The sequence below is a fragment of the Exiguobacterium sp. s131 genome (assembly GCF_018617345.1).
Taxonomy (GTDB): Bacteria; Bacillota; Bacilli; order Exiguobacteriales; family Exiguobacteriaceae; genus Exiguobacterium; species Exiguobacterium profundum.
The window spans coordinates 877,827-895,437 of record NZ_JACSJX010000001.1; the positions used below are offsets into that span (position 1 = coordinate 877,827).

General features: G+C 48.0%; 17 protein-coding genes. 16 read left to right on the top strand and 1 reads right to left on the bottom strand.

Going from position 1 to position 17,611, the window contains the following annotated elements; all coding sequences use genetic code 11:
- The first annotated feature begins 24 nt into the window (after nt 1-24).
- The 4 genes from dnaK to KNO69_RS04575 all read left to right on the top strand — a co-directional run bounded on the left by dnaK (nt 25) and on the right by KNO69_RS04575 (nt 4,778).
- On the top strand, nt 25-1,851 hold the full coding sequence (gene dnaK, locus KNO69_RS04560; RefSeq protein WP_214686991.1) for a molecular chaperone DnaK: 1,827 nt from the start codon (nt 25-27) through the stop codon (nt 1,849-1,851).
- Nucleotides 1,852-1,961: 110 nt separating this feature from the next.
- A complete protein-coding gene (dnaJ, locus tag KNO69_RS04565) occupies nt 1,962-3,068 on the top strand; it encodes a molecular chaperone DnaJ (RefSeq protein ID WP_078147164.1) in 1,107 nt (368 codons plus the stop codon).
- Between the two features lie 18 nt (nt 3,069-3,086).
- Nucleotides 3,087-4,025, top strand: coding sequence for a 50S ribosomal protein L11 methyltransferase (gene prmA / locus KNO69_RS04570; protein ID WP_214816310.1), 939 nt, complete (start codon nt 3,087-3,089; stop codon nt 4,023-4,025).
- A gap of 3 nt (nt 4,026-4,028) precedes the next feature.
- Nucleotides 4,029-4,778 carry a 16S rRNA (uracil(1498)-N(3))-methyltransferase gene (locus tag KNO69_RS04575; protein WP_214686987.1) on the top strand — a complete coding sequence of 250 codons (750 nt, stop codon included), beginning with the start codon at nt 4,029-4,031 and terminating at the stop codon, nt 4,776-4,778.
- A 42-nt stretch (nt 4,779-4,820) separates the two neighbouring features.
- Here the strand turns inward: KNO69_RS04575 and KNO69_RS04580 are convergent, their stop codons facing one another.
- On the bottom strand, nt 4,821-8,477 hold the full coding sequence (locus KNO69_RS04580) for a S8 family serine peptidase (protein WP_214816313.1): 3,657 nt from the start codon (nt 8,475-8,477) through the stop codon (nt 4,821-4,823).
- 308 nt (nt 8,478-8,785) lie between these two features.
- On the opposite strand from KNO69_RS04580, the gene KNO69_RS04585 reads away from it, so the two are divergent.
- The 12 genes from KNO69_RS04585 to KNO69_RS04640 all read left to right on the top strand — a co-directional run bounded on the left by KNO69_RS04585 (nt 8,786) and on the right by KNO69_RS04640 (nt 17,585).
- Nucleotides 8,786-9,409 (top strand): class I SAM-dependent methyltransferase, encoded by a 624-nt coding sequence (locus KNO69_RS04585; RefSeq protein ID WP_214816316.1) that lies wholly within the window; start codon nt 8,786-8,788, stop codon nt 9,407-9,409.
- 16 nt (nt 9,410-9,425) lie between these two features.
- Nucleotides 9,426-9,893, top strand: a complete 468-nt coding sequence (locus tag KNO69_RS04590; protein WP_012726660.1) for an S-ribosylhomocysteine lyase — start codon at nt 9,426-9,428, stop codon at nt 9,891-9,893.
- A gap of 1 nt (nt 9,894) precedes the next feature.
- Nucleotides 9,895-10,833, top strand: a complete 939-nt coding sequence (locus tag KNO69_RS04595) for a PLP-dependent cysteine synthase family protein (RefSeq protein ID WP_214684003.1) — start codon at nt 9,895-9,897, stop codon at nt 10,831-10,833.
- Nucleotides 10,799-11,956: a bifunctional cystathionine gamma-lyase/homocysteine desulfhydrase gene (locus tag KNO69_RS04600; RefSeq protein WP_214684005.1), complete on the top strand. Its 1,158-nt coding sequence runs from the start codon at nt 10,799-10,801 to the stop codon at nt 11,954-11,956. Before KNO69_RS04595 ends, KNO69_RS04600 begins: the two co-directional genes overlap by 35 nt.
- Nucleotides 11,957-12,063: 107 nt before the next feature.
- Nucleotides 12,064-12,942: an EamA family transporter RarD gene (gene rarD / locus KNO69_RS04605; RefSeq protein WP_214686980.1), complete on the top strand. Its 879-nt coding sequence runs from the start codon at nt 12,064-12,066 to the stop codon at nt 12,940-12,942.
- Nucleotides 12,943-13,021: 79 nt separating this feature from the next.
- The gene (deoC, locus tag KNO69_RS04610; RefSeq protein WP_012726656.1) at nt 13,022-13,687 is read left to right on the top strand and encodes a deoxyribose-phosphate aldolase; all 666 of its coding nucleotides are present in this window, start codon (nt 13,022-13,024) and stop codon (nt 13,685-13,687) included.
- A 74-nt stretch (nt 13,688-13,761) separates the two neighbouring features.
- The gene (rpsU, locus tag KNO69_RS04615; protein WP_029334745.1) at nt 13,762-13,956 is read left to right on the top strand and encodes a 30S ribosomal protein S21; all 195 of its coding nucleotides are present in this window, start codon (nt 13,762-13,764) and stop codon (nt 13,954-13,956) included.
- 33 nt (nt 13,957-13,989) lie between these two features.
- On the top strand, nt 13,990-14,439 hold the full coding sequence (locus KNO69_RS04620) for a GatB/YqeY domain-containing protein (protein WP_214781507.1): 450 nt from the start codon (nt 13,990-13,992) through the stop codon (nt 14,437-14,439).
- A 133-nt stretch (nt 14,440-14,572) separates the two neighbouring features.
- The gene (locus tag KNO69_RS04625) at nt 14,573-15,085 is read left to right on the top strand and encodes an NfeD family protein (protein WP_031423231.1); all 513 of its coding nucleotides are present in this window, start codon (nt 14,573-14,575) and stop codon (nt 15,083-15,085) included.
- Nucleotides 15,082-16,068, top strand: coding sequence for a flotillin-like protein FloA (gene floA / locus KNO69_RS04630; protein ID WP_012726653.1), 987 nt, complete (start codon nt 15,082-15,084; stop codon nt 16,066-16,068). Before KNO69_RS04625 ends, floA begins: the two co-directional genes overlap by 4 nt.
- Before the next feature lie 5 nt (nt 16,069-16,073).
- Nucleotides 16,074-16,493, top strand: a complete 420-nt coding sequence (locus KNO69_RS04635) for a hypothetical protein (protein WP_078147158.1) — start codon at nt 16,074-16,076, stop codon at nt 16,491-16,493.
- Between the two features lie 120 nt (nt 16,494-16,613).
- A complete protein-coding gene (locus KNO69_RS04640; protein WP_074036604.1) occupies nt 16,614-17,585 on the top strand; it encodes a PhoH family protein in 972 nt (323 codons plus the stop codon).
- Nucleotides 17,586-17,611 lie beyond the last annotated feature (26 nt).

Genomic DNA, 17,611 nt, shown 5'->3' on the forward strand with positions numbered 1-17,611 from the left:
CTTAACGAGACGGAGGAATAAACGATGGGTAAAATTATCGGTATTGACTTAGGGACTACAAACTCATGTGTGGCAGTAATGGAAGGTGGCGAAGCCGTCGTCATCTCAAACGCAGAAGGTAACCGTACGACTCCTTCGGTTGTCGCATTCAAAGGAGAAGAGCGTCAAGTCGGTGAGGTCGCAAAACGTCAGGCTATCACGAACCCGAATACGATCCAATCAATCAAACGTCACATGGGAACATCACATACAGTTGACGTAGACGGTAAGAAATTCACACCACAAGAAATCTCGGCAATCATTTTGCAGAAGTTGAAGAAAGATGCTGAAGACTACCTCGGTGAATCAGTCACGGAAGCCGTCATCACAGTTCCTGCATACTTCAACGACGCGGAGCGTCAAGCGACAAAAGATGCTGGTAAGATTGCTGGTCTTGATGTCAAACGGATCATCAACGAGCCAACAGCTGCGGCACTCGCTTACGGTTTAGATAAAGGTGAAGACCACACGATTTTGATCTATGACCTCGGTGGCGGTACGTTCGACGTTTCGATTCTTGAACTTGGTGACGGTGTATTCGAAGTTGTCGCTACAGCTGGTGACAACCGTCTCGGTGGAGATGACTTCGACCAAAAAGTCATCGACTACCTCGTTGCAGAATTCAAAAAAGAGAACGGCATCGACCTCGGCAAAGACAAGATGGCACTTCAACGTTTGAAAGATGCTGCCGAAAAAGCGAAGAAAGACCTTTCAGGTGTCACAAGCGCACATATCAGCCTTCCGTTCATCACAGCAGGTGAAGCAGGTCCGCTCCACTTGGAGATGACACTCACACGTGCGAAATTTGAAGAATTGACGGCTGACCTTGTCGAACGCACAATGGAACCGACGCGCCGTGCCTTGAAAGACGCAGGACTCACACCATCTGACCTCGACAAGATCATTCTCGTCGGTGGTTCGACACGTATCCCTGCTGTTCAAAAAGCAATCCACGACTTCACGAAGAAAGAGCCATTCAAAGGGGTTAACCCGGATGAAGTTGTTGCACTTGGTGCAGCAATTCAAGGTGGAGTTCTTGCCGGAGACGTGAAAGACGTCGTTCTTCTCGACGTGACTCCACTCTCACTCGGTATCGAGACAATGGGTGGCGTGATGACGAAACTCATCGATCGCAACACGACAATCCCAACATCGAAATCACAAGTGTTCTCGACTGCAGCCGATAACCAGCCTGCTGTTGACATCCACGTTCTTCAAGGGGAACGTCCGATGGCACCAGACAACAAGACACTTGGTCGCTTCCAATTGACGGATATTCCACCAGCACCACGTGGTGTACCACAAATCGAAGTTAAATTCGATATCGATGCAAACGGAATCGTTCACGTATCGGCAAAAGATCTCGGTACGAACAAAGAACAATCGATCACAATCCAATCTTCTTCAGGTATCGATGAGGCGGAAATCGAGCGTATGGTGAAAGAAGCCGAAGCGAACGCAGAAGCAGATAAAAAACGTAAAGAAGAAGCAGAACTTCGCAACGAAACAGACCAACTCGTCTTCGCGACAGACAAGGCGATCAAAGACCTTGGTGAGCAAGTAGAAGAGGCGGACAAAGAAAAAGCAGAAGCTGCGAAAGAAAAAGCGAAAACTGCTCTCGAAGGTTCAGACCTTGAGGCGATCCGTACAGCCAAAGACGAATTGTCAGCTGTCGTTCAAGAGTTGACGCAAAAAGTATATGCTAAAATGGCTGAACAGCAAGGTGCTGAAGGCGCAGAACCACAAGCGGAAGCGAAACAAGACGATAATGTCGTGGACGCAGAGTTTGAGGATCTCGACGACCGTAAATAAACAGCCGTTGTAAAGGAGAGCGCCAAAGCAGGTTTCTGCTTTGGCTCTTTCCATGTTAAGGTAGAATCGGTAAAATCGATACGTAGTTTGTGAGGATAGGAGCGAGAATAGTGGCGAAACGAGATTATTATGAAGTGCTCGGGCTCGACAAGTCGGCCTCGGCACAAGACATCAAGCGGGCATACCGAAAGTTAGCCCGTCAATATCACCCGGACATCAACCAAGAAGCAGATGCTGCCGACAAGTTCAAAGAGATTGGTGAAGCGTATGAAGTACTCTCAGACGAACAGAAACGGGCCCAGTATGACCGATTCGGTTTCGAAGGGGCCAATCAGTTTGGAGGAGGCGGTGACTTCCAAGGCGGCTTCGGAGATATCTTCGACATGTTCTTCGGAGGCGGTGGACGCCGTCAAGATCCGAACGCACCACGTCGCGGCGAAGATTACCAGTACGTCGTCGATCTTGACTTCATGGAAAGTGTCACAGGTAAAACGGAGACGATTGAACTCGAAATCGAAGTGGAATGTGACACGTGTATGGGAAGTGGCGCAAAACCGGGCACGAAACCGGAAACGTGTAATCGATGTGGCGGTAGCGGCGTCGAGACGGTCGAACAGAACACGATTCTCGGTCGTATGGTCAACCAACGTCCATGTAGCCAGTGTCACGGAAGTGGTAAGACGATTAAAGAAAAATGTCCGACGTGCCATGGCTCAGGTCATGTGAAGAAGAAACAAACCGTCGAGGTCAAAATCCCAGCCGGTATCGATAACGGTCAACAGATCCGTCTCTCAGGTAAAGGTGGTCCAGGCGTGAACGGTGGACCAGCAGGGGACTTGTACGTCGTCGTTCGTATCCGAGCACATGAGATCTTTGAACGTGTCGACCAACACATCGCAATGGATATGCCGATCACATTCGCTCAGGCTGCTCTCGGTGCGGAAATCGAAGTACCGACAGTTCACGGGAATGTGAGCTTGAAAGTGCCTGCAGGGACACAAACCGGTTCAAAATTCCGTTTACGCGGTAAAGGAATGCCGAGCGTTCGTGGTGGCGCAAATGGTGACCAGTATGTCAGTGTCATCGTGATGACGCCGAAGAACATGACAGACCGTCAAAAAGAGTTGCTTCGTGAATTTGAAGAAATTAGCGGAGAGTCCGGTGTCGAAGAGGAACATGGAATGTTCCAAAAAATGAAAAAGTTCTTTAGTCACTAAAAGGAGTGTGTACGAACGATGAAATGGTCTGAAATTTGTGTCCACACGACACAACTTGCGGTAGAAGCGGTATCCAATTTACTACACGAAGTAGGGGCACAAGGTGTCGTCATCGAGGACGTGGAAGATTTCGACAGAATGATGGCGGAGGACCATTTCGGGGAGATTTGGGACGTTTCGGATCGTGAGACGTATCCAACTTCTGGCGTACACGTCAAAGCGTATGTCCCGGCCTCGGGAGATTTTCAAGATTTACTTTCAAATCTGAAAAAAGAAATCGAACGACTACGCACGATGCTCGATATCGGGTCAGGAGACGTCACGGTCGCTGAAATCGATGAAGAGGACTGGGCACACTCTTGGAAGCAGTATTATAAGCCGGTGAAAATTTCGCAACAGCTTACCATTGTTCCTTTATGGGAAGAGTACACACCGCAGCCGGAAGAGAATGTGATTTTGCTTGACCCGGGTATGGCGTTCGGCACAGGAACGCATCCGACGACAATGCTATGCATTCAAGCGATTGAGAACTACATTCAGGAAGGTGACCGTGTCATTGATGTCGGTACAGGATCGGGTGTATTGTCGATTGCAGCAGCAAAACTTGGTGCAACGAAGGTAAAGGCATTAGACTTAGACTCGGTCGCAGTCGAAGCTGCTCGTCAAAACGTTGAGACGAACGGAGTGGGCGAACGCGTTCAAGTGGACACAGGTGATCTTCTGAAAGGTGTGGAAGGTGAGTACGATTTAGTCGTAGCGAACATTCTTGCTGACGTCATTCTCCTGTTCATCGAAGACGCCTATGCACGCACGAAGTCAGGTGGACGCTTCATCACCTCTGGAATTATCGGAGAGAAGCGGGCTGAAGTGACGAATGCTTTGGTCGCTGCTGGATTTGAGATTGAAGAGACGCGCGTGATGGAAGATTGGGTCGCGATTATCGCCAAGAAGGGGTAAGTTATGCAACGTTATTTTTTGACAAAAGAAGCCTTTAAAAGCGAAACGGTGACCCTTCCTTCAGACGTGGTCCACCACATCGGTACAGTCTTACGACAAGGTCCTGGATATGAGATGGTCCTGTTGGATGGTACAGGTGTTGAGTATGCCTGCGTCGTGACATCGCTTGAGAAGAAGAGCGGGGAAGCGAAAGTCATGTCATCGCGACAGGCGACGACGGAGTTGCCAATCGAGGTAACTTTGGCGTATGCACTCCCGAAAGGGGACAAAGTCGAGCTCGTCGCCCAAAAAGCGACGGAGCTTGGCGTCCACCATCTGTTGCTGTTCGAATCGACGCGCTCTGTTGCCAAATGGGATGGAAAAAAAGCTCCGAAAAAAGTGGAGCGGATTCAAAAGATTATGCAAGAAGCGGCTGAACAATCCTATCGTGCCGTGGTACCGACTTGCTCATATATTTCTCCGAGAGAGCTCCAACAGAAAATAGATGGCTATGATGCCATCGTCATCGCATATGAAGAGTCGGCAAAAGAAGGGGAGCAGTCTGCTTTCGCGCAACTGTTGACTCAACTGAAACCGCAACAACGCGTTCTCGTCATCACAGGACCTGAAGGTGGATTCGATGTGAACGAAATCAATCAATGGATTCAGGCAGGAGCGACTGCATGTGCATTTGGACCACGCATTCTTCGGTCTGAGACAGCGCCGCTTTATGCATTATCTGCAATCTCTTTCGCGCTTGAACTGAACAGATAATATGAAAACGGATGACCCGAACGAGGTCATCCGTTTTCATTTTTATTTTTTGTTGATTGTAATCACTTTCTTCGTGACGTTTCCGCCAAGGTCGGTCACTTCGAATGTGAAGGTATTCTTCCCTTTCGCTGTCACTGGAAGTGTGATCGTCCCCGTGCGTGAGAAGGCACGCATCGCGTATGGTTCTTTCAACGTATTGCTCCATTTCAAGTCCCCGTTGACACGAAGCTTGATCTCATCAAAGTTATCCGTTACTTGAACTTTCACTTTTACAGACTTCTGTTTAGCTGATACGTTCTTCGGAACATTTGTCACCGACAATTTAGCTTTCGTCGAGTCGACAAAGATTGGGCGGACGAAGTTCGTCACGTTTCCGGCTGTGTCTTCTGCGACAAAGCGGACTTTGTGGAAACCATCCTTATATGTGCGTGTCGTATTGAACGTATATTGTTTCGCTGACGCGTCATATTTGAGTGGTACGTCGACCCCGTCTACCGTGAACGATGCGATTTCAGAGGCATCCTTGATTTGACCGATCAATGGAACGATGGATGTACCGTAAGGAGACAAGGCGAGTGGTGCATCGACAAAGATACCAGGTTTGGCCGCATCATTTTCTGTTGAAACATTTCGAGTGATCACGTTCCCGGCATTGTCTGACACACGAACTGAAAGCTGATCTGTAGTCTCGAGCGGCTGTTCAAGTGTGAAGTTCGCTGAAGCTTTCGCTTCTTTTGCCACGACTTTCCCGTTGATGAGGAATTCGATACCGTTGATTCCAGCAAAGTCATCCGACGCTTTGACGCTTGCTACGTTGTCGTCCCAACGAAGCGTGAAGCGTGGGTCTGTGTAATCTACTTTGACAGGGATGCGCATCGTTTGAGCTTGTTTCTTCATGTAATCGATGCTTGCTTCGATTTCATAGTAATATGTGCCTTTTGGCGCCATCTTCCCATTCAATTTTCCGTCCCAAGCGTTATCCGCTGCGTAATAGTAATAATCACCACTTCCACCATCGAAGTAGTTCTTTCTCAATTCGTCTTCCATCTTGAGGGTGCGAAGGACGTTCCCTTTCTCATCTACGACGCGATATTTGATGTCTTTCGCATTGCGTAATAGCGAGAAGACTGGAGTAGCCGTATCTTTCGATCCGTCTCCGTCCGGTGAAATGGCAACCGCTTCGCTAGCCACAGATTCATCTAGTTTTTCACCTAAGTACTTTCCTTCTGCATCGACCAATCCAGAGACGCCATAGAATGCTCCTTCTCCATAGATCGTCTCGTCAAAGATCGGCGCTTTGCCCCAATCCCCTTCAAATCCGACGATTGGAACAACGAGAGATGGATGACCGTCTGTACCGCGCGGATCAGTCAAACGAAGGAACCCGTCGACGAAGTAGCCGTTCTCAAAGACAGATTTGGCAGATACAGTGCCTTCTAACGTTTCTGGGTTCAACACTTTTGCTTTCGAAACATCGATGGAAACTGTGATTTCTTTCTTCTGTTTTGCTTTCAACGTGACTTTACTTGTGTTCGATCCGTTGATTTTAACGATAGCTTGCTCGAGTGCTTGAGCTTCCATCGCATTTTGAACGATACCGTCTTTGTTTTTGACAGCGAGGTCTGTTTGTAACGATGCGGCCACATCATAAGTCAACGCTTCGTTCGACATGTTCTCGACGACGACCGTGAAGGATGCTTTGCTCTTCGACAACTCTTTCAAAGCGACTTTCGCCTCTTTTGTCGACTTTTCATAGGCGACAGCCGGCGAAGTGACGGCTGCATGCAATTGCATGAGACCGGCTCCGGCCCGACGTGGTGAGTATGGGAGTGATTGTTTCAATTCTTGGTTATACGGTCCGATATCTGTGACAGGCTTCGACGTGTTGAGTAACAAGTTTTTCGCCATCGTGACACGTGCTTTTCCACTCAATTTGAAGTCACGGTCTACACGCTCAAGGACGAGGGCCGCCCCTCCGGCAACGTGTGGTGCTGCCATTGACGTTCCGCTCATCAATCCATATTGGTTATCGTTGAACGTAGAGAAAATTTGTCCACCTGGAGCAGAAAGCTCTGGCTTGAAGTCAAGGTTCGGTGTGACGCCCCACGATGTGAAATCAGACATCGCACCGGCTGAACGGTTATTGACACTGATGCGGTCACCGGCAAACGTCACTTGAAGCGGACCGTCTGCTAACTTGTCTTTCAGTTCATTCCCGTCCTGGATGCTGAGTGAAGCCATCGGAATTTGAGGTTGATCGAGAGCCATCGAGACATAATCGCCGTGCCCGACCGCACCACGCACGATGACACCTGCTGCGCCTTGCGCTTCAGCTGTTTTTTGGATCTGCGAGTAGAAGTAACCGCCGTCGCGAACAGCAAGGACGAGTTTTCCTTTTACGTCTTTTCCTTCATAATTCTCCGGTTGTCCGTCTCCGACATATACGATGTCGTATGTTCCTTCTTTGAAGGCAGGACCGTCTTGTTTTTTCCATCCGATTTTTTCATCTCCGACACGGAATGCGTCCAATTGAATTTGATCGTTTTCAAGAGAGGCGACCGATGTCGATGCTTGACTGACACTCGGTGCCCCAACGACACCCGTATCTGGGTTTGAAGCAGTCGGTAAGTCGAATCCGTGACCAAAGTATGCGGAGTTCCCTGCAGAAATCGACATGAAGATACCGTTATCGACGGCACGTTGAACGGCTTGTTGTTCTGGCGAATCGGCATCGACGAACCCGGCTGTCGAACCGAGACTCATGTTGATGACGTCGGCGCCGAGTTTGATGGCATCATCAATCGCTTTGATATAGATGTCTCCATATGTAGATGCATAGTTCGGATCGTTACTGAATACTTTTAAACCTAAAATTTGTGCTTCCGGTGCGACCCCTTTGATTCCACCGTTTTCTAAATCACCGTTAGCGGCAACCGTTCCAGAAACGTGTTGTCCATGCATGGAAGCACCAGGTGAATCGTCTTTGATGTCATCGTTCTCATCGTAGTAGTTATATGCGTATGGAACTTTCTCGTTCACGTATTCGCCTGGAAGACCGAACGATGTGATGGCTTGATTGACTTCAGATTGAGTCAACTCTGCCGTTTTGGCGTCTGTGATCTTATAATCCCGGTGCTCAGGATCGATTCCAGAATCGATGACGGCGACGACAGTACCTTCTCCGGCAAACCCGTAATCTCCCCACGTTTGTTCGGCTTGAACCATGCCATTACTCGTGATCATATCCGGTTTGACTTCTGGGCGCTCATACTCGTTGACAATGTGAACGGTCGCCACTTCAGGTAATGCTTCGACTTTGGCGATTTCACTTGTAGACAAGAATGTAGAGAAACCATTGAAGACGGTCGTAAATTCTTCAATCGGTGTAGCCGTTACGCCTTGTTTCTTCAAGGCGGACTTGGCACGTTTTTGTTCTGATTGAACAGATTGTTGTGCCTTATTTTGCTCTGATTTCGACAATTCATTAAATTTCTTTCCTTTTTGAGCGGCTTCGGCAATGGCAGGATCCCCGACGAGCTCAACGACGACCCGAACTTTTTTCTGTTTCTTCTCTAAAACCAGTTTCGGTTTAACGGAAGCTTCAGCTGAAACAGAGGTTGTTCCAGCTTGAATCAGTGCAGGTGACAAGGCGATACATGTGGCGAGTGAAGCGTTTAAATAGATTTTTTTTCGTGACAACGTATAGACCCCCTAAAATTTGTTAGTACCTGTAAAATTTAAAGCATAAACTCACATTGAGAACTATCATATCGTTAATCAGATGAAAAAGAGTGGGTTTATTTGTAAAACAGGTAAGTGTTTTTGCACAAATTTTAATGTTCTGACAATTACTAAAGACCTAACACATAAGACCTATATCCAACTGGATGTGATGCGAGAATCTAGCGAATGACTTGAAATGAATAAAAAAACCTGTTAATGTAACGTTAAAGTTAAATACCAATAAAACATATCAAATTAGTAAGAATTAAGATTGGGGTAGCGATATGAACTTACCATTCATGGACATCTTTAAGGATTGGGCAAAAGATTATGATACGACGGTCGAGGGGCATGATGAGCAATATCACGAAGTGTTCATCGGATATGAGCAAATGCTCGATGAGGTTGCCCTACACGTCGAAGGGACGGTGCTTGAGTTTGGTGTCGGAACAGGGAACTTGAGTAGCCGGATCTTGAAAGGGCATCCGTTGATTGCGATTGAACCGTCGCCGGAAATGCGACAAATTGCTGTTGAAAAGTTGGGGATTGATGTGCTCGAAGGCGATTTCCTCCGTTATCCGGATTTATCAAACGTAGATACGGTCGTATCGTCGTATGCTTTTCATCACTTGACAGATTCTGAAAAGGCCACGGCCATCGGTCAGTATGTTGAAGGCTGGGAACATCCAAAGTTCGTGTTGCTTGATACGATGTTTGAGTCACCAGCAGCTCGTCAGGACATCATCGATTGGGCGACTGCGAAAGGGTACTCAGACCTCGTCGAAGACTTAAACCGTGAATATTATCCATATACGTCAACGATTCGTTCCATGTTAGAAGCGAACGGGTACAACGTGACGATGACGCAGAGAAACAAGTTTGTCTGGCTCGTAATAGCCACTAAATAACGAGGAGGAATTACTCATGAAAACATATAATGTTGAAAGTTTTAACTTGGATCATACGAAAGTACAGGCGCCTTTTGTCCGTTTAGCTGGTGTGAAAGAGGGAACAGCTGACACGATTTATAAATACGATATTCGTTTCATTCAACCGAACGAAGGACTCATGCCGATGCGCGCGGTTCATTCACTTGAGCATTTGATTGCCGAGAACAGTCGCAATCATTCTGAAGACATCGTCGATATCTCGCCGATGGGTTGCCAGACAGGCTTCTATTGGACGATGCTCAATGATGGGAACTACGAACGAATGCTTGACCTCGTGGAAGCGACGCTGCGTGATGCGATGAACGCTGAGGAACTACCGGCGCAAAACCCTGTTCAATGTGGGAATGCGAATCATCATGATTTCGAAGGTGCCAAAAAATTAGCGGCAGACATGCTCGCAAAACGCGATGAATGGCATATCGTCTTCAAGGACGAGGCATAAGATGATTGTCCGTGACGTCTATGAACTCATCGGAAACACACCGCTCATTGAACTTCGAACGCTTCCTGTACCAGCGAATGTCAAAGTGTACGGGAAGCTCGAGATGATGAATCCAGGTGGGAGTGTTAAAGACCGACTCGGGATGAATTTGATTGAACGGGCGATCGAGCGTGGCGATGTGGCACCCGGTGGAACGGTGATCGAACCGACAGCAGGCAATACGGGGATCGGGCTTGCGCTCGCTTGCCAACGATTCGGGATTCGCCTCATGACGGTCACTCCTGAAAAATTCAGTCAAGAGAAGCAGGCATTGATGCGACTGCTCGGAGCAACAGTCGTCAACACGCCGACGGAACTCGGCATGAAGGGTGCAATCGCACATGCCATTGAGTTGGCCAAAGAACATGACGCCTATGTCCCAGAACAGTTCTCGAACCCGGATAACCCAGATGCTTACGTCGACATCCTTTCCCATGAGTTGTTGAAAGATGTGCCACAAATTGACGTATTTGTAGCGGGAGCGGGGTCAGGTGGCACATTCACCGGTGTCGCCAAATCATTAAAGCCACTTGGAACGAAAACTGTCGTCGTGGAGCCGGTCGGTTCCATTTTGAACGGCGGTGAACCAGGACCACATAAAACAGAAGGAATCGGCGTCGAAAAATGGCCACCCTTTTTGAAGAGGGCTTACGTCGATGCGATTCATACCATCACAGATGAGGAAGCCTTCTACTACGTGGCACATCTAGCGAAACAGGAAGGCTTGCTCATCGGTAGTTCTTCAGGCGCTGCCATTGCAGCATGTGTAAAAGAAGCGAATCAATTGACGGAAGGCACGATTGTCACCATCTTGCCTGATAGTGCAGAACGATATTTAAGTCAAGGAATTGTCAAGGAGGCAGAACATGCGTACAAAGACAGCACTCATTCACGGCGGTAAAACGACGGACCCGTTGACAGGGGCCGTCACGCCACCGATTTATCAAACGAGCACGTATAAGCAAGACGGAATTGGCAACTTGCGAGAAGGGTACGAGTACTCACGATCAGCAAACCCGACTCGGACGGCATTAGAGACATTGATTGCCGACATCGAAGGCGGCGTGCAAGGATTTGCATTCGGATCTGGGATGGCAGCCATCTCGACGGTGCTTATGTTATTGAAATCTGGAGACCACGTCATCGTCGGGTCTGATGTATATGGAGGAACGTACCGTGTATTCAATCGAGTATTTCAGTCACGAGGCTTGGAAGCAACTTTTGTCGATACATCCGATGAAACAGCGGTTCGGGATGCGCTTCAAGCGAACACGAAAATGATTTATGTCGAGACGCCGACAAATCCGCTCTTAAACGTGACGGACATTCGAGCGATGCGTAAGATTGCCGATGAAGCAGACGTGTTGCTCGTCGTGGACAATACGTTTATGACCCCTTACTTCCAAAATCCAATCGAACTTGGAGCAGACTACGTCCTTCACAGTGCCACAAAGTACTTAGGCGGACATAGTGACGTCGTAGCGGGACTTGTTGTCGCGCGAACGGAAGAGCAGGGCGAAGCTTTGGCGTTTCTTCAAAACTCAGTTGGCGCAGTTCTTGGACCACAAGATAGCTTCCTTGTTGTTCGTGGAATTAAGACGCTAGCTGTTCGAATGGAGGAGATTGAATCGAATGCACGTGCATTGGTTGAATTCCTTCAATCGAACGAGTCTGTATCACGCGTGCTCCACCCAAGTGTATCCAGTGAGGAAGCGAAGCGGATTCATTTATCACAGGCACGTGGATTCGGTGGGATGATCGCATTTGATGTCGGTTCAGCGGAAGCGGCAGAAATGATGGTCGCGAAGACGAAATACTTCACGCTCGCAGAAAGTTTAGGAGCGGTTGAGAGTTTGATCAGTGTCCCGGCACGCATGACACATGCGTCGATTCCAGCCGAACGTCGAGCGGAACTTGGCATCACCGATGGGCTCGTTCGTATTTCGGTCGGACTTGAAGACATTGATGACTTGATTGAAGACTTGGCACAAGCATTAACGGCAATTGAACAAGTGAGACAATAAACGGTCAGGGCGCGATTTCGCGTCCTTTTTTCATGAAACAAAAGTCTTGTATCGGGAGTCTTTCATCGACTAAACTGTTTTTAACTTGTAAGAGAGCGGGTGAACGTGTGAATAAGGGAGTATGGACGACAGTCGGAGCCTACGTCATGTGGGGCGTCCTTCCGATTTATTGGAAATTTTTGCAAGAAGTACCGAGCGGTCAAATTTTAGCACATCGAATCGTTTGGTCATTTTTATTTATTCTGCTCGTTCTGCGATGGACAAATCAGTGGAAAGAGTTCGGTTACGCCCTGCGACACCGTGCTACACGAAACGCATTCATGTTGAACGGATTCATCGTCAGTGCCAACTGGTTTGTATACATATGGGCTGTCAATCACGGATATATCATTGAAGCTTCTCTCGGGTACTACATCAATCCTCTCGTCAGTATGGTGTTAGGGGTGCTTGTCTTTCGGGAATTATTAAATCGAGTCCAATGGATGGCCGTTGGGATCGCGTCAATCGGCGTCCTCGTCTTGACGTTAGGGTATGGTACGTTCCCCTGGATTTCATTCGTCTTGGCGAGTACCTTTGGATTTTATGGGATGGTGAAGAAGCGCCGTCCTCTTGCTTCAACGGTCAGCCTAGGAATCGAAACGCTAGCAGTGGTCCCGGTGGCATTGCTCTTCCTCGGAAATCAAGTTGTCACCGACAATATTGCGTATAACATGTCGCCTGTCATTTGGATCGCCCTTCTTGGAACGGGTGTGGTCACGGCGTTACCTCTTCTCCTATTCGGATACGGGGCACAACATATCCCGTTCACGCTTGTCGGGTTTCTTCAATTCATCGCACCGACACTTAGCTTGATCATCGGGGTCGTCATGTACCATGAACCGTTCACGGCATATCATGTCTTTGCCTTCACCTGCATTTGGCTCGCTATTTTCTTCTTTAGTTGGAACAGTTGGGTCGTCGCTCGTAAACGTCGTCAGTTGATTTAGGTTTGAAAGCTGTTACATCTCGAAAAAACATGGTAATATGTTAGATGTCAGACTTATTTGTCAGAGGAGGAAATGAATCATGGAATTAGCCCGTTATATCGACCACACAGCTTTAAAGGCTGAAACAACAAAAGATCAAATTACAACACTTTGTGCAGAAGCGCTCGAATACAAATTCGCAAGCGTTTGTGTCAACCCGACATGGGTCAAATATGCAGCAGAACAACTCAAGTCAGATGATGATGTCAAAGTATGTACAGTCATCGGTTTCCCACTTGGTGCAAACACGCCTGAGGTAAAAGCATTTGAAACAAAAGATGCGATTGCCAATGGCGCAGATGAAGTAGACATGGTCATCAACATCGCAGCACTCAAAGATGCTGACTACGATCTCGTAGAACGTGACATCCGTGCGGTTGTCGAAGCGGCAAACGGTACACTCGTCAAAGTCATCTTCGAAACATGCATGCTTACAAAAGAAGAAATCAAAAAAGCTGCCGAACTTTCAGTGAAAGCTGGAGCAGACTTCGTCAAAACATCGACTGGTTTCTCGACTGGTGGCGCGACAGTTGAAGACATTCGCCTCATGCGTGAGACGGTCGGACCTGACATCGGCGTAAAAGCTTCAGGTGGCGTCCGTGACTTCGAAGGTGCGAAAGCGATGATCGATGCTGGTGCGACACGTATCGGTGCTTCAGCAGGTATCGCGATTGTCACTGGTGGACGTTCAGACAGCGACTATTAATAAGTGGTTGACCACACGACTTAATTTCACTATAATATGATATGACGTGTGAAACACGTTTCCTTAGTCGTGTAATTCGGAGGGAGGGAAAACTAGTGGAAACTCGTGTCCGTAAAAACGAATCGCTTGAAGACGCTCTTCGTCGTTTCAAACGCGGTGTTTCGAAAGATGGCACACTTGCCGAAGTTCGTAAACGTCGTCACTACGAAAAGCCAAGCGTAAAACGTAAATTGAAATCAGAAGCTGCGCGTAAGCGTAAGAAATTCTGATTCCAGTTTCATTTGTAGAGAGGGTGTTGGCTCATGAGTCTTCAAGAACGCTTGACGGACGACATGAAGCAAGCCATGCGCGCGAAACAAAAGGATCGTCTTACGACAATCCGGATGGTCAAAGCGTCGCTCCAAAATGAGGCTATCAAACTAGGTCGTCAAGATCTTACCGAGGAAGAGGAACTCACGGTGCTCAACCGAGAGATGAAACAGCGCAGAGACTCCCTCCGAGAATTCGAAAGCGCTGGTCGTGAAGACCTTGCTTCCAAAGTAGCAGAAGAGATTGTCGTCCTAGAAGCCTATATGCCTGAACAACTTTCAGAAGATGAAGTGACCGCCATCGTCCAAGCAGCAATTGCTCAAACGAATGCAACCGCTCCATCAGATATGGGTAAGGTGATGGGCGTCGTCATGCCGCAAGTCAAAGGCAAGGCAGACGGTGGTCTTGTGAACCGAATCGTCAAACAACAATTGACGAATTGATGAAAAAAGCAGTTACTTTTCGGGAAACCGAAAGTTTCTGCTTTTTTTGCGTATTCTGAAACCACATTCAATCTTGTTTCGTATACACTAGAGATAGGAGATAGCTTTGAATTTGGAAGGGGGTAGCAAGACGATGACATTTGGTCTCGGAGTGATTCTGACAGTCTTTTTTGTCGGAGTCGTCCTTCTTGGAATTGAAGTGTTCGTAGCAGGGTTTGGATTGTTCGGTTTGCTTGGGATCGGAGCCGTCGTTGCGAGTTTGATTATGGCTGGTGCGACGATCGGTCAACTGTGGCTATCGATTGGTCTCGCGGCAGCAGTGCTAACAGGTCTCGGCTTTTGGGCATACCGCCGCTTGAGTACGAATCGTCCGCTCATTTATAAAGGGTTGATTTTGACGGATTCGACATCGACTGAAAAAGGCTACTTGTCCCACGAAGATCGAAAACAGCTTCTCGGCAAAGTGGGAGTCACCTTGACACCACTTCGCCCAGCAGGTACTGCCGAAATCGACGGAGAACGACTTGATGTCGTGACGGAAGGTGGCTATCTCGATCAGCAGACAAAAATTCAGGTTTATAAAGTGGATTCTGGACGGATTGTCGTTCGAAGCTTTGTAGAACCGAAGGAGGATGTAACAGAATGACACCAGAATTACTGACAACGTTACTCATTACAGGTGGAGGATTGATTGCACTTGCCGTATTCTTCACGTTCGTACCAGTCGGACTATGGATCAGTTCGTTTGCAGCGGGCGTCCACGTCTCGATCTTCACATTGATTGGAATGCGCCTTCGTCGCGTTATTCCTTCGAAAATCGTGAACCCGTTGATTAAAGCGGTTAAAGCAGGAATTGAATTAAACACGAACCAACTTGAGAGTCACTTCTTGGCTGGTGGTAACGTAGACCGCGTTGTGAACGCATTGATTGCGGCGCACCGTGCGAATATTGAATTGTCATTCGAACGGGCTGCTGCCATCGATTTGGCAGGACGTAACGTGCTCGAGGCTGTACAGATGTCAGTTAACCCGAAAGTCATTGAAACGCCATTTATTGCGGGTGTCGCGATGGATGGGATTGAAGTGAAGGCGAAAGCACGCATTACCGTACGTGCGAATATCGATCGTCTCGTCGGTGGTGCGGGGGAAGAAACGATTATCGCCCGTGTCGGTGAAGGGGTCGTGTCGACAATCGGTTCACAAAACAACCACAAGCACGTACTAGAGAATCCGGATATGATTTCACGGACTGTCCTCACAAAAGGGTTAGATTCAGGAACAGCGTTTGAGATTCTTTCGATCGATATTGCCGACATCGATATCGGTAAGAACATCGGCGCGGTCTTGCAGACGGACCAAGCAGAAGCAGATAAGAAAATCGCTCAAGCGAAGGCGGAAGAACGTCGCGCGATGGCGATTGCGCGCGAACAAGAAATGAAATCTTCAGTAGAAGAAATGCGTGCGAAAGTTGTCGGTGCCGAAGCGGAAGTCCCACTCGCGATGGCAGAAGCGTTACGAAACGGAAAGCTTGGTGTCATGGATTACGTGAACTACTTGAACGTTCAAGCGGATACAGAAATGCGAAAAGCGATTGGGGCACCTGTCGATTCTGAATCAGATAATGAGTGATTGATATGGATGGACTATGGGTACTCTTGTTAGCCGCCTTCGGAATTGCCTCGGCAGTGATGAAACGGCTCGAAAAATCATCGTCCTCTGGAGACCGTCCTCAAAGCAGTGAACTGAAACGCTATTTGGATTCGGTAGGGGACGTCATGAAAGAGATTGAAACGGCATTCGATGACTCGGACGAAAAACCAGCACCCCAAAAGGTGAGGCGTCGAGTCGCTCGAACGGTAGAAGAACGACCGACTCCACGTGAACGTCAAGTCGAGATGCCGAAAGTGAGCGCGCAATTCGAACAAGCGGTTAAAATTCCACCGATTCAAAAGGAAAAGAAACCGAGACAACTGAACGTTTCACAAAAGCGAATGCGGGAAGCTGTCATTTGGAGTGAGGTATTACAACCTCCTATCTCGAAACGGAAGAAGTGAACGGAAGGCAGTGACGTCATGTTACTGCCTTTTGCGCGTGGAAATTACGCGGTCTTTCTTTCACGATAGGCGTGATAGTGCTAAAGTAAAAGAGGAATAACCGATTTTAATGAGGGGGCAATGCATCCATTGATTATGACTGATAAAATACCATTCGTCATGGAACATGCGAACGAAGCACAAGCTTTACTCGGACCTAAAGATGAAGTGTTCCAGGCGATTGAAACAGAATTGAAAGTGGCACTCATCCCAAGGGGTGAGGAGTTGATTATTCAAGCCGATACTCTTGAGGCTCTTGAATTAACGAAACAAGTGATCATCACCTTGCAGACGTTAGTGAAAAAAGGTGCACGTCTAAATGAAAGTGATGCCATTAGCGTCATCCAGCACATTCAAGTCGGAAAGGGAGATGAACTGCTCGAACATTATGAACGAGTTGTTTTTACGACGAATAAGGGGAAACCGATTCGTGCCAAGACAGTAGGGCAAAGCCGATATGTTCGTGCGATTGAACGACGTGATCTCGTCTTTGGTATCGGACCAGCCGGAACAGGAAAGACGTACCTAGCTGTCGTACTTGCGGCGCGTGCCTTAAAAGAAGGGCAAGTCAAACGGATCATCTTGACGCGTCCTGCCGTTGAAGCGGGAGAGAACCTTGGATTTTTACCGGGAGATTTAAAAGAGAAAGTGGACCCGTATCTCCGCCCATTATACGACGCCCTATTTGATGTGTATGGCGTGGAACAGACGAACCGTTTGTTAGAACGGGGCACGATTGAAGTGGCTCCGCTCGCTTATATGCGTGGACGCACGTTAGAAGATGCGTTCGTCATCTTGGATGAGGCCCAGAATACAACAAAAGAACAGATGAAGATGTTTTTGACGCGACTCGGTTTTGGATCGAAAATGGTGGTCACAGGGGATTTGACCCAAGTCGATTTACCGAAAGGCAAGGCATCGGGGTTACAGGAAGCGTTACGCCTGTTAGAAGGTGTGGATGGTATTCATTTTGAACACTTCAGTGCGTCTGACGTCGTCCGTCATCCGCTCGTTAAGAAAATTATCAACGCCTATAGTACGGACCTCACTTAAATGTACGTGTGAGGTCACCAGATCGT

What these genes read in the sequence shown, in the direction of transcription:
- dnaK (WP_214686991.1), top strand. Translation starts at nt 25, where the DNA reads ATGGGTAAAATTATCGGTATTGACTTAGGGACTACAAACTCATGTGTG.
- prmA (WP_214816310.1), top strand. Translation starts at nt 3,087, where the DNA reads ATGAAATGGTCTGAAATTTGTGTCCACACGACACAACTTGCGGTAGAA.
- KNO69_RS04575 (WP_214686987.1), top strand. Translation starts at nt 4,029, where the DNA reads ATGCAACGTTATTTTTTGACAAAAGAAGCCTTTAAAAGCGAAACGGTG.
- KNO69_RS04585 (WP_214816316.1), top strand. Translation starts at nt 8,786, where the DNA reads ATGAACTTACCATTCATGGACATCTTTAAGGATTGGGCAAAAGATTAT.
- KNO69_RS04590 (WP_012726660.1), top strand. Translation starts at nt 9,426, where the DNA reads ATGAAAACATATAATGTTGAAAGTTTTAACTTGGATCATACGAAAGTA.
- KNO69_RS04595 (WP_214684003.1), top strand. Translation starts at nt 9,895, where the DNA reads ATGATTGTCCGTGACGTCTATGAACTCATCGGAAACACACCGCTCATT.
- KNO69_RS04600 (WP_214684005.1), top strand. Translation starts at nt 10,799, where the DNA reads ATGCGTACAAAGACAGCACTCATTCACGGCGGTAAAACGACGGACCCG.
- deoC (WP_012726656.1), top strand. Translation starts at nt 13,022, where the DNA reads ATGGAATTAGCCCGTTATATCGACCACACAGCTTTAAAGGCTGAAACA.
- KNO69_RS04620 (WP_214781507.1), top strand. Translation starts at nt 13,990, where the DNA reads ATGAGTCTTCAAGAACGCTTGACGGACGACATGAAGCAAGCCATGCGC.
- KNO69_RS04625 (WP_031423231.1), top strand. Translation starts at nt 14,573, where the DNA reads ATGACATTTGGTCTCGGAGTGATTCTGACAGTCTTTTTTGTCGGAGTC.
- floA (WP_012726653.1), top strand. Translation starts at nt 15,082, where the DNA reads ATGACACCAGAATTACTGACAACGTTACTCATTACAGGTGGAGGATTG.
- KNO69_RS04635 (WP_078147158.1), top strand. Translation starts at nt 16,074, where the DNA reads ATGGATGGACTATGGGTACTCTTGTTAGCCGCCTTCGGAATTGCCTCG.
- KNO69_RS04640 (WP_074036604.1), top strand. Translation starts at nt 16,614, where the DNA reads ATGCATCCATTGATTATGACTGATAAAATACCATTCGTCATGGAACAT.